The 13,127-nt window shown below is 35.5% G+C and carries 5 protein-coding genes and 1 pseudogene; 2 read left to right on the top strand and 4 right to left on the bottom strand.

What is annotated here, in order from left to right:
- Positions 1-31: 31 nt before the first annotated feature.
- The 4 genes from rmuC to parC form a co-directional block, all read right to left on the bottom strand.
- Positions 32-1,507 (bottom strand): DNA recombination protein RmuC, encoded by a 1,476-nt coding sequence (rmuC, locus tag BMW37_RS00675; protein WP_093316676.1) that lies wholly within the window; start codon positions 1,505-1,507, stop codon positions 32-34.
- Between the two features lie 448 nt (positions 1,508-1,955).
- Positions 1,956-3,368, bottom strand: a complete 1,413-nt coding sequence (locus BMW37_RS00670; protein WP_093316945.1) for a multicopper oxidase domain-containing protein — start codon at positions 3,366-3,368, stop codon at positions 1,956-1,958.
- Between the two features lie 25 nt (positions 3,369-3,393).
- Positions 3,394-4,149, bottom strand: coding sequence for a 1-acylglycerol-3-phosphate O-acyltransferase (locus BMW37_RS00665; protein ID WP_093316673.1), 756 nt, complete (start codon positions 4,147-4,149; stop codon positions 3,394-3,396).
- Positions 4,150-4,178: 29 nt separating this feature from the next.
- The gene (gene parC, locus BMW37_RS00660; protein ID WP_093316671.1) at positions 4,179-6,482 is read right to left on the bottom strand and encodes a DNA topoisomerase IV subunit A; all 2,304 of its coding nucleotides are present in this window, start codon (positions 6,480-6,482) and stop codon (positions 4,179-4,181) included.
- Between the two features lie 538 nt (positions 6,483-7,020).
- Here parC and BMW37_RS00655 point away from each other — a divergent pair.
- Positions 7,021-11,043: an FKBP-type peptidyl-prolyl cis-trans isomerase N-terminal domain-containing protein gene (locus tag BMW37_RS00655; RefSeq protein WP_093316668.1), complete on the top strand. Its 4,023-nt coding sequence runs from the start codon at positions 7,021-7,023 to the stop codon at positions 11,041-11,043.
- A gap of 843 nt (positions 11,044-11,886) precedes the next feature.
- Positions 11,887-12,978 (top strand): annotated as a pseudogene (locus BMW37_RS15825) (PAS domain-containing protein); the annotation flags it as partial.
- Positions 12,979-13,127: the final 149 nt, after the last annotated feature.

The following is a 13,127-nucleotide window of genomic DNA, read 5'->3' as shown; positions in this document are numbered from 1 at the left end:
AAATTGGTACCCTTATATCCTTCACAGAAAGCTACAGGTTTAAATCGTCAATACTCTCATCATCTTCACTTTCAGTATACCCATCTTTATCTTGTAACCAATTATCAGTGATATTTTTTTTCACATCTACCCCTAATTCACGAAAACTTTCAACTTGCTTGATAATATTACCACGCCCTGATGTAAGCTTATTAATTGCAGCTTGATAGCTTTGTTCTGTTTTATTCAATTGCTGCCCAATAGCAAGAAGATCATCTAGAAATAATCTAAATTTATCATAAAGTTTACTTGCTCTTTGAGCAATAAGCGTTGCATTTTGATTCTTATACTCGCTACGCCAGAGTTGTTGTATAGTCCTTAAGGCTGCAAGTAATGTGCTAGGGCTGACTAAGATAATATTTTGTTTTTGTGACTCACTCAATAAATTCTCTTCAGCATTAATCGCTATCATAAAAGCAGGCTCAATAGGGATAAACATCAGTACATAATCTAGTGTATTAATACCACTTAATGCAGAATAATGCTTTTGACTCAATCCTTTCATATGCTGGCGTATTGATAAGATTAACTCATTAGTTGCAATTTGCATTTGAATTTCATTTTCAGCACTATGGTATCGCTCATAGGCCACGAGTGAGACTTTCGCATCAATAATAACTTGTCTACCTTCCGGTAAATTAATAATAACATCTGGCATCCATCGGTTATTATCCTCATCTATAAAGCTACATTGCGTATTGAACTCTCGCCCTTCTTGAAATCCAACCGCTTCAAGTAACTTAGTTAAGATCATCTCTCCCCAGTTACCCTGAATTTTATTGTCACTTTTAAGCGCTTTAGTTAAATTAATGGCTTCTTTAGCAAGTTGTTGGTTAAGTGATTGTAGTTGAACTATTTCATGTTTAAGTGTATGGCGTTCTTTCGCTTCACTGGATAACCCTTCATTAAGTTGTTGACGAAATTGATTAATTTGTTCTTTAAGGGGACCGACAATGTGGAGCAACCCTTGGGCGCTTTGGGTCGCAAGTTCTGTTTGTGAGGCTTGCACAATTTTCTTCGCTAAACTCTCAAATTGATTTGTTATACGAATTTCATTTTCTTGAAAAAATTGAAGACGTTCCTGAGTATTGTGTTCAAAATCTTGCCAGCGTTGTTCTAGCGTTTTTATCTCAAAGCGGTTTTCTGCAAGTTGCTTATCATATTGCGCAATTTGATGAGTGAACGTTAATCTTTCTGAGTGCCAACTTGCCGATTGTTCCATTAATTGCTGGCTTTTAGTCTCTAGCTGTTGCCTACACGTTTTAAGTTCACTTTCGAGAAATTGTTTATCTGCAAGTAATAGATCAATTTGATGCTGCAGTCCATCAACACTTTGCATCAGAAATCTATTTTCATTTTTAGCTTTTTGGCTTTTAAACATCAACCAAAACAAGCCAATAATACATACTGCACACACACACAGCAAAATGACGACAACATTCGTATATAATTCCAGAGATAAGTTCATATTCTCACACTAAAAAAGTTTATATAAATTCAATCTTTTAGCTATTAAGCCTTTTCATCAATGGCTTATTTAAATTTGTATTATGCCAAGTTATTAACTAATCAAGATTAGAGTGATGCCATTTTATTTAAGTAAGTCGACTGTTTATATTTACATTAGATATTAACTTTAATGCACTATCTAAAATATTTAAATCCCTTTAAATGCCTACTTGCACTCATACCTTAATCAACTAATTAAGGTACTTAACCAAGAACAAAAGTCGATAAATAAATGGCAGATAGGTCTCAACTAATAGCAAAGATGGCTTAAAGCTGATAATTCAAAAATAGACATGGCCAAGCATAGCTAACTTTTTTAAATGTCTTTAATATCACTAGGCAAAGTCAACATCTTTCATATTCCTTTTCACACTCAAGATGAATACAGTTGATAGCCTTACAGAACTTTAAGCATCTACAACTAACTGTGCCAAAGCGCCGCTATCACGTAACGTTAAGTTACGGCTTCCAACCAAAAATGGAATCTGGGGGGTCGATACATGTGTAAAAAAAACAAATAATTCAATTGTACCATCGACCCAAACAGTATCGCACAGCCCTCTATCTTCAGGTAAAGGAGGTGCTCCGTTAACACTTGAAACAAGAAAAACAGCACCTTGTAATGTAAAAGACTGAGGTAATATTGCAGTTAAAATCCAGCGCTCCCATGTACCAACTTTTGCATACATATCAACACGCATAGGATCAAATTTATTATGATTAATACCAGGAGGATCGTTATTGAGTAATAATTCTCTTACTTTAATAATTTGACCTTGTACCACAGGCTGAGCAACTAATGTGCTAGGCAAAACCGAGGGAACAAGTGATTTTTCTCCAATGCTATTAAGGGTCAACACTGTGGAGGAAATTAAATCGTTGCTAGACTCAAATATTCGTTTAGTTCGAGCCCAAATACCTAAATCTTGTCCAACTACAATAGACACAGTACTTTGATTACTCATATCAATGATCATCTCACGCCGTTCACCAGGTGCAAGAGAAAATGTGGGGACAATAATTGGACTAGGTAGCAAGCCTTGTTCGGAGCCTATTACATAAAAAGTTTCACCTGTAGATAATTTTACTTGGTATCGTCTTGAATTCGATGCATTATATAACCTTAAACGAATCAGCTTTTTAGGCACATCTAAGACAGGTGAAATGACCCCATTAACAATGAGTCTATCCCCTAAAAATCCGTTTTCCTGCTCTGCATCAAAAACAATATTACCATTGCTATTAAACCTCATATCTTGAATAATAAGTGGTATATCATCTACACCATATTCATTAGGGAGGTCAAAATCTTTACTATACTCATCTTCCACATACCAAAGCCCTGTCAAGCCATTATAGATATGCATGCCATTTAAATTAGGTGTAACGGCTTGATAAGCACAGACTGAGTAATATTGCCTAATTGGAATAATGGGCGACCAAGTTGCATTACTCTCAATCATATGCTGACTACCACCCATTAAATTTGACGGTATATGTAATCCTTGAATATTTATCGCAACTGCTTCTTTTAATCGGTTACTATATATAATTTTAGTATTATCGCCATTTTTTACCCTAACAGTTGGGCCTAAAAAAAGACCGTTAAATCCCCATACAGTAGTTTTTAAATTATCAATAAAAGATCGGTTAACCTCTTGCATAGTTAAAAATATCGGTTGTCCACGTTTACTCTCAACTAATGGTGGAATAGGGAGTTTTGTCTGTTCTGGCTTTTGGGCAAGAAGTTTACCCGGAAATAATGCCGCTCCAGTACCAATTAAACTAGCTTTAAGAAAGGTTCTACGTGTTACTTCAATACTCATTTCTAGTTTTTCCTTTAGTTTACAGTTTAATTGATGTTTCTAGAGCAGCGACTTCAGCATCAAGCTCTTCAATACGCGCTTTCATTACACTGTGACAATGAAGTGCGAGCGCTCGAGCCGCTTCTTTAGGATTGCTCATTTGTACATAAGGTTCTATATCAATAGGAGGGAGCATTTCTACAATCACATAACCATTATTCCAACGATTGAGTTTTATTTTCCCTCTACAAGTATTAGAAACACATAGTGGAATAACTGGTACTCTAGCTGCAATAGCAGTATGAAATGCACCAACTTTAAAGGGTAAAAGTCCTCGTCCTCGACTACGCGTACCTTCAGGAAACATCCAGATTGAGATAGGCTTGCGCTTCATATGTTCTACAATTTGAAGAATCGTTTGATGTGATTTAGCTCGATTATTTCGGTCAATCAAAATATTACCTGAAAGCCAATATAGTTGCCCCCATAGAGGAATCCATTTTAAACTTTTTTTACCTACAGTTACCGTGCCTGGACGAACTAGACTCGCTGCTGTCACTAAATCAAAATTATTTTGGTGGTTTGCAATATAGACCGATTGCTTAGGGATAGTTTGTTCATCTTGATATCGAGCAATCACTTTAATTCCATAATACGGCGCTAAATGTCTAAAATATCTTGCAATTTTAGAAACATGGTTCAGGCTTTTAGGTGTCATCAAACAATACAAAATAGCAACAGTACAAGTGACAACCGTAAATATAATAGTGATGATAAAACGTAAGACAAATAACATGAACTCTCCTATCTTAAACCGACCTAGCTCTATTCAAAAAGGGATTGAGGAATATGTACTTCTAATGCCTCAAAAGGATGAACGCCTCTTGGCAAAGCGGTTCCTTTCTTACCTCTATCAGACTGATATTTAAGCAAATCTGCTTGGCGCATAATGACCTTCCGTTTTCCAATATGGAATGTTAATTCCGTTCCATCCGGTACTAAGTATAGATAGAGTAAACCATCTTCACCTGATTTAGCAGCTGTAGAATTGATACTAATAATTTGATTTCCTTTACCTTTAGACAATTCAGGTAGCTGAGAAACAGGAAATAATAACATTCGCCCAGCTTTTGTAATTGCTAATAACAAGTGCTCTGAGTTTTCAATCAAAATTGGCGGCAAAACTTTGGCATTTTCAGGTAAAGAAATTAAGTGTTTGCCATTTTTGGTTCTTGTGACAAAATCAGAGAAGCTACAAATAAATCCATAACCTGCATCTGAAGCAAGAACAAATTTTTGATCTTCATTCGCCATTAGCAGCTGTTCAACTTTCGCTCCTTCTGGAAGATTGATTTTACCTGTAACCGGTTCTCCTTGGCTGCGAGCGGAAGGTAAACCATTGACATCTAGTGCATAACTTCTTCCTGAACTATCAAGCAATACTGCTGGTTGATTGCTTTTACCACGAGCAGCATGCATAAATTGATCACCAGCTCGATAACTCAGCGCAGTTGGATCGATATCATGCCCTTTGGCACTACGAATCCAGCCCATTTCAGATAATACAACGGTTACTGATTCTACGGGGGTGAGCTCTGTTTCACTAAAAGCTTTTGCCTCTTCACGTTCAACAATAGGCGAACGTCTTTCATCGCCATATTTTTTACTATCTTGTTGAAGTTCTTTTTTGATAAGTAAACTTAATTCAGTTTCACTTCCTAAAATTCGCTCTAGTTCAGCTTTTTCAGCTGTTAGTTCAGCTTGTTCACCACGAATTTTAATTTCTTCTAATTTCATCAAGTGGCGTAAACGAATTTCTAAAATAGCTTCTGCTTGGATTTCACTTAAATCAAACCTTGCAATTAAAACGGCTTTAGGTTCATCTTCTGTGCGGATGATGTGAATCACCTCATCAATATTTAAAAATGCAATCAGCAATGCATCTAAGATATGTAGTCGTTGCAGTACCTTATTCAGTCTATGTTGTAATCGACTACGCACTGTCTCACGTCTAAAAATCAACCATTCATTTAAAATAGTGATTAATCCTTTCACAGCAGGGCGATTATCTAACCCTATCATATTCATATTGACACGATAACTGCGCTCTAAATCTGTAGTCGCAAATAAATGCTGCATGACATTATCAAGATCAACTCGATTAGATCTCGGAACGATTACTAATCGAGTAGGGTGTTCATGATCTGATTCATCTCTTAAATCTTCTACTAATGGTAATTTTTTTGCATTCATTTGTGATGCAATTTGTTCAAGTACTTTAGCACCCGAAACTTGATGCGGTAATCCTGTAACAATCGCACAACCATCTTCTTTATGCCATTTTGCCCTTAAGCGAATTGATCCTTTACCCGATTCATAAATTTTTCTTATCTCTGCCCGTGGGGTAATAATTTCAGCATCTGTTGGATAATCAGGGGCTTGAACAAAATCAATCACTTTATCTAGCGATGCTGTTGGATTATCAAGTAAATAAATAGCCGCTTGCGTGACTTCTTTTAAATTATGTGGGGGGATATCCGTTGCCATACCAACAGCAATGCCCGTAGTACCATTCAATAATATATTAGGTAGTCTAGAAGGGAGAGTACGAGGTTCATCAAGAGAACCATCAAAATTAGGCTGCCAATCTACGGTACCTTGGCCAAGTTCACTTAATAATAAATCCGCATATTTAGATAACCTAGACTCAGTATAACGCATTGCCGCGAATGATTTAGGATCATCAGGCGCTCCCCAATTGCCTTGTCCATCTACTAAAGGGTAACGGTATGAAAAAGGTTGGGCCATTAACACCATAGCCTCATAGCAAGCCGTATCGCCATGTGGATGATACTTCCCTAGCACATCACCAACAGTCCTAGCTGATTTTTTATATTTTGCAGCTGCATTCAAACCAAGTTCAGACATTGCGTATATAATTCGACGCTGTACTGGCTTCAAGCCATCTCCTATATAAGGTAATGCTCTATCCATAATTACATACATCGAGTAATTTAAATACGCATTTTCAGTAAATACGGACAAAGGGAGGCGCTCAACACCATCTTCAGACAACTCAATTGCGTCAATTGGTTGATTCAGTTCATTATCTTTCGTAAAATCAGTCATGGGACTATCTAATCACTCTCTTTATAATTGTTGACATCCTCTCCACCCTAAAGGGCGAGGTTTACGGCACACCAGATAAAAATAATCTACTTTGAGCTATTTATCACTTAGGTATTTCAACTTAAATCTTATCTAATAAAACAGTATTATAACTTTTTTTTCAAAAAAACGTTTAAAAAGTGCGGCTAAAAGCACGCGCCTATTTAATTATTGTTCGGTTCGAGATACACTATACTACAAAAACACAATAAAATTTTACTATATCTAATAAGCAATCGATATTAATAGGTATAAAGCAAAGCTAATTATAGATTTGAAGTATTTTTCTAAGTTTATGCTAAGGTACCAGTTATCAAGCCAACATTTTTGGCTGAAAAATGATGATATACTTAGCACTATGCTAGGTACAAATCCACATTGACATCAATTGTAGATGCAATTTTAGGCAAACTACTCACTTTATCTAGTTAGCCTGCACATGGCTTTAGCTTTATTTTAGCCTTAAAATTTATCTTACACTAAAAATGATAAAATAAACATGAACAAACAGATACTTGCTTTAGTTAATGATGATATAAAAACATTGAACCGTAAATTTTCTGCTATGTCTCGATTTTCTTTGATTAATCCACTTTCAATAAGTAAAATTACCTTGATCGTCATTACTGCTTTATCATTGAATCTATATCCTAATCATTCACAGGCTAATACTTCAACGCAACCAATTAACAATGTTAATGACTTGCTAAGCTCACCTCAAAATAATTGGCTAGATGAAATCCAAACAATTGATATACCACCTGCCCCACCAGAGCCAGAGCGCCCAGCACCAAAACCAGCAGCGAAAAAAAATCAAACAGCTAAACCTGCAAGTAAGCCTAAAGCACAACCAGCAACCAACAAGCCAGCTGCTGAAACTAAAAAACCAGTTACTGAACCTGAAAAACCATTAGAGCAAACTAACAATCCTCCTATACAAAACAAAACATTAACCGAAGAAGAAAAGGCAGCTGCTATTTTACAATCAGTTGGACTTGCACCATCAGGTAATAATTCATCTGAGCTCCCTGATGAGAGTATAACAATTAGGATTGAGAATCCTAATCAACAAACAGCGCAGCCTAAAGAAAGCCAAACTGATGACGCATCAAAAGCACAGCTCATAAAACAAACCGCTGAGCTAGATATCCTTAGGAAAGAGCTTGCCGCTTCAGAACAAAAAGCGCAAGAACAACAAAAAGCGATTGATGAATTGACAAAAACATCAAAAGCGTCGGACCTTGAACGCCAATCAAAAATTGATGCTTTAAATGCTGAACTTAAAACACAACTTGAACTCACAGATAAGCTTAATAAAGAAGCTAATCTAAGAGCTGAAGAACTTAAAACAGCAAAAGAAACGCAACAAAAAGAAATCCAAGCGTTGCAACAGCAATTAAGCGATGCGAAATCAGCGTTAGAAAACCAACTTAAATCCCGCGCTGAAATCGAAAAAGAGCAAGCTTCTGTTGCTCAAAATCAACAAAAAGTAATCGATGATCTCAAACAAGCTTTAGATGCTGCAAAAAAAGAGGCTGAAGCACAAAAAAACGCACTCAATCAATCGAAACAAACCGATAATGAATTACAACAGAAAATAAAAACCTTAACTGATGAACTTGCTGCTAGTGAAAAACTTGCCTCTGAACAAAAAGAAAACAATGCTAAATTAGCACAAGTGGCACAAACTTCTGAAGAGGAAAGCAAACAGGCACTTAAAGCACTTGAAGAGGCCTTAGCAAAGGCTGAAAAAAATCTTACTGAACAAAATAAGACAATAGAAAACTTAACTCAAGCAGCACAAAGTTCAGATGATAGTCGTCAAAAAACAATTGATGAACTTAACCAAAAATTAATTAAAGCACAAGAAGAAGCAACATTAGCTGCTAAACAAGCTGAAGAAAATAAAGCATCTTTTGAGAAAACCATACAAGATGCTATTGCTAGAGCTCAAAATGCAGAAGCATTAGGGCAAGAACGAGCTGCCCAAATTGAAGCGTTAAAAAAACAAATTGCGGATGCCGAAAAGTCACTTAAAAATCAGATTGAACAAAATGAGCTTGCTTTAAAAAAACAAATACAAGAGGCTGATATTAAAGCATCAGCTTTAACACAACTACAAAACCAGTTAAAGGAAGCTGAACTTCGAGCTGAAAAAACCAATGCAGAGTTAGAAAAGCAAACTCAATTAATAAAAAATACTCAAGCTGAAAAACAAAATGAAATTACAGCCTTGACCCAAAAACTGAAAGAACAAGAAATCGCTTCTGCAAAAGCGCTGGCTGATAATGAGAAGAAATTAAACGATCTAGAACAACAAGCCGCTAACTCCTCTCAAATGATTAAATCCCTAGAAAATGAGTTAAAAGAAAAAACGGCTCTAATTGATAGCCAAAAAATAGGACTCACCCAAAATCAACAATCACTCACTGATGCGCTATCTAAAACTGAAGCAGAATTAGCAAAAACTAAGCAAGCATTAGCTGACAATACCGAAGAGAAAAATCGGTTATTAGAGCAGATAAAACTGAGTGAATCTAAAAATAATACTCAAACAGCTAAGCTTCAAGAAGAGTTATCGTTGATACGTGAACTTCTAGCAAAAGCTGAAACAAAAGCGAATGATGATAAATTACTCGCTGAGGAAAAGCTCAAAGAAGCAAATAAAGAGCTACAATCTCAACAAGCTAAATTAGCTGATTATCAATCGCAAATAGAATTAGCAAATGAAGCAAAACTAGCAGCACAAAATGCTCTTGAAGAAGGTTTAAAAAATCAAAGCACTCTCAACAATGAGTTAACGTCCCTGAAAACTATGCTTGCAGAAGCAAAAAAGGCGCAGCCTGACGCTAACGACTTAACGGCTCAAGAAGCCTCGAAAACTAAAATTGCTGAACTTGAAGCCTCTCTTGCGAAAGCTAATGCTGAGCTAATAGCCCAGAATAAAGCGCTAGATGAACAAAAGAAAAAGCTTAATGATACAAATCTAATTAAAGATGAATCATTAACTAAATTACAAAAACAAATCGAATCTGCTGAATCAGCCAAAAAAGCACTCGAAACACAATTAAATCAGCTTGCTGCTGAGAAAGGAATTCAAGAAAAAAATAATCAAGAAAACATTAATCAATTACAAAAACGACTAGCTGAAACTGAACAATTAGAAACTGAGTTAACTCGCCTAAAATCTGAAGCAAATGAACAAAATGCAAAAAATAGTGCGAAAATTCAAGATAAAGATAATGAAATTAAAAAGCTGACAGAAACTTTAGCTAAACTAGAGGGTAATTTAAAACAAGAAAAGGCATCTCTTACAGAACAATTAAAAGCAAATGAAACAGCTTTAGCTAAAAGTATAGATGACGTGAATAAGATTCAGACTGCTTATGATAATCTGATTAAACTACAAGCAACCCAAAAATCTGAAATTGAAACATTAAAAGCAGCTAACAGCGCTGACTCTGACGCGCGCTTAAAGGAAATGGAGCAAGTTAAAAATAATTTAAAAAAAGAACTTGCTATAGCAAAAGAGGAACAACTTAAAGCTGAAAAAGAAAAAGAAGATCTCTTAAAGCAATCTCAAAATAGCACATCAGAGATCCAAAATCTTCAATCACAATTAAGTTCAGCTATCGCTGCGCAAATAGAGGCACAAAAATTAGCTGATAGTGCACAAAAAGAGTATACAACTCAACTTAATGATTTAAATGCTGAGCTTGATATTGCTAAAAAACAGTTAGCAGAACAATCGAAACTTTCTAAGGAAACAACTGGTTCGTCTAATCAAGCTGATGCGGCTATTCAAACAGCTTTAAGTGAATCAGAAAAACAGATTCAAGCCCTAGAGCAAAAAATTAAAGAATTAGAGAATAGTAAAACGGAGATAGGAGGCACACGTGTTGCAGTAAGTGGTAACTTATCTCCTAAAAATGAAATGGAACAACAGGCGTATGCAACAGGCATACTACTTGCAGAACAGTTTAACTCTATCCGTCAAAAACAGATACAAGCGGGTAAAAATTTAAATTCAGATTTTATTCTTGCAGGTCTTGCTGATGCGATAGAATCACAAATGAAAATTGATCCTGTTGAAGCTCAAAAAATAGTTCAATCTCTGAATAAAACGGTGTCTCAAATTGAAAACACAGCCTTAAAAGGCGATGCTTCATATATAGATAGTTTCAAAAAATCAAGAGGCACCTATCCTTTAGAAAATGGTAATTATTACAGAATTATGAGACCTGGTAGCGGCATAAGAGCAACCAAAGACTCTGTCATAACGCTTGATTTAAAAGAATTAAGAACTGATGGTTCAGTTATTAATGAGAATATTTTTAATCAAATTAAAGTTAGCGAATTACCAAGTGTGATTCAAGATGCTGTCATAAGAATGAGTAAAGGTGAAAAGTGGCGGATGGTTGGCCCTGCGTCTCGCCGCTTTGCTGGCGAAACAATGCCTGTCGGTTTGTTTGAAAACTCAGCTATAGTATATCACCTAGAATTGGTAGATATTGCCAAATAACAACAAGTGGTTGATTAAAAAGTTTAATCGACCACTTCAATTAAAAATAAAATATTTATGATGACAAAATAAAAGTTGTTTGTGATTGATACACTCTTGGCAAAGAACGATTTTTTACCTTTATATTCAATACAAATCAATTTAAATATCTTGGGGCTATTGAATATCACACTATACTCATCATCAAAATAATATTGATTTTTGATGTGCTTCAGCCCTATTAAAGCAATAGCTTCCCTATATTCTGATTTTTGCTATGCGAAAAACAATCTATCCACTAGTTTTTTGGCCTCTTCACACTAGCTGACAGGGTATATGCAGAGTAATCTAATAAGCTGTAATCCAGGTTTAATATATCGTACATACCTACAGTATAGGCACGGTTATCACAACCAACGCCATAAAATATAAGGGATTGATTTAATTTAAATTATAATCGAAATAGCCATACATCTGCCCCTGCACTTTAGGGTACTACTATCAAATAACCCTTACTTAAGGCCATTTTACCACTCAGTTCAAGTCTAAACTCCCCGCTCACTTTTATGCATAAAGCAGAGATAGGTTTAATCTAGATTTTTGAAAGTTCCATCTATTCAGTGTCTCCTTTACTTGACTGAGGCGTAGTTGTGCAACACTCTCGATTGCATGGTTTTAGCTAGAATTAGCACTAGTTTGATACAAGTCATCTGATATTATACTGCTTCTGTTAATGGGCATCTATAATTTAAATACGCACATTAAATATTAAAAGCTAGCTCAATTCATTATATTACTGTATATTTCTACTTATTACAAAACTGAACAATACAATCAAAACAACCCACTCTTGGAGCTAATACAATGTTTTTTAACAAAAATATGGATAGACAAGCACTCGAACAAAGTATTTTGGCTGTTATTACTATTGATACTAAGAATAATGTTACGTTTTTTAATAAAGCTGCAGAAAAATTATGGGGGTACAGCAGCAGAGAAGTGCTTGGTAAAAATGTTTCTATCTTAGTACCTCAAGAAATTAGAAATAATCATGATAGCTATGTAAACCACCATCGCCAAACAAATATTGATAAGATAGTAGGTCGTTCTAGAGAAGTACAACTACAACGCAAAGATGGAAAACGCATTTGGGTACAACTCGCCTTATCTCAAATTAAAGTAGGGTTTGAAAAACACTATACTGCCTTTGTTCGTGAAGTCACCGCTGAGCGCCGTGAACGAGAGATCATGCAACAGACACTTGAACAAGCGATTGATGCCGTTGTCTGTATTGATACCAATAACTGTGTCACACTATTTAATAAAGCTGCCGAAGAACTATTTGGTTATACAAGACAAGAAGTGATGGGACAAAATGTCAAAATGCTTGTACCAAGAGAAATTCAATCTTCTCATGATAATTTTGTGAACAGCAACCGGACAACTGGTAAAGATAAAATAGTGGGTACAACACGTGAAATAAAAATTGAAAGAAAAGATGGTCAAGTAGTTTGGGGGCAGTTATCGTTATCAAAAATTCGTGTGGATGAAGGAATTTTATACACTGCTTTCATTAAAGATGTTACAGAAGAAGTGGTGAAACGTAAAGAAAGAGAGATGTTATCATTAGTTGCAAATGAAACAAATAATGCAGTTATCATTACTGATGCTGATGGGATAATTGAGTATGTCAATACCGGTTTTGAACGGCTAACTGGGTATAAATTTACTGAAATTAAAGGAAAAAAACCTGGTGAATTTTTACAAGGACCGGAAACAGATACCCAAACAATTGAACGCATACGTCAGTCACTCAGTAGACGTGAAGATTTTTATGATGAAATACTAAACTACAGTAAATCAGGCGAGCCATATTGGGTTTCACTTTCTATTACACCTATTTTAGAAAATAAGCAATTAAAACGCTTTATCTCTGTACAAGCTAATATTACGCAAGTAAAACAAATGGCTTTAGACTTCACACGAAAACTAGGAGCAATCAGCGAGTCACTTTTCATAGCTGAATTTGAAAACGATTTTAAACTCAAAAGCATCAACCCTCTATTAGAAGAGCGATTGAAATTACATGATATTAAATTAGAAAC

The sequence above is a fragment of the Thorsellia anophelis DSM 18579 genome (assembly GCF_900111395.1).
GTDB classification, from domain to species: domain Bacteria; phylum Pseudomonadota; class Gammaproteobacteria; order Enterobacterales; family Thorselliaceae; genus Thorsellia; species Thorsellia anophelis.
Note: the sequence above shows the minus strand (reverse complement) of the source record. Positions and strands in the feature narration are given on the sequence as shown.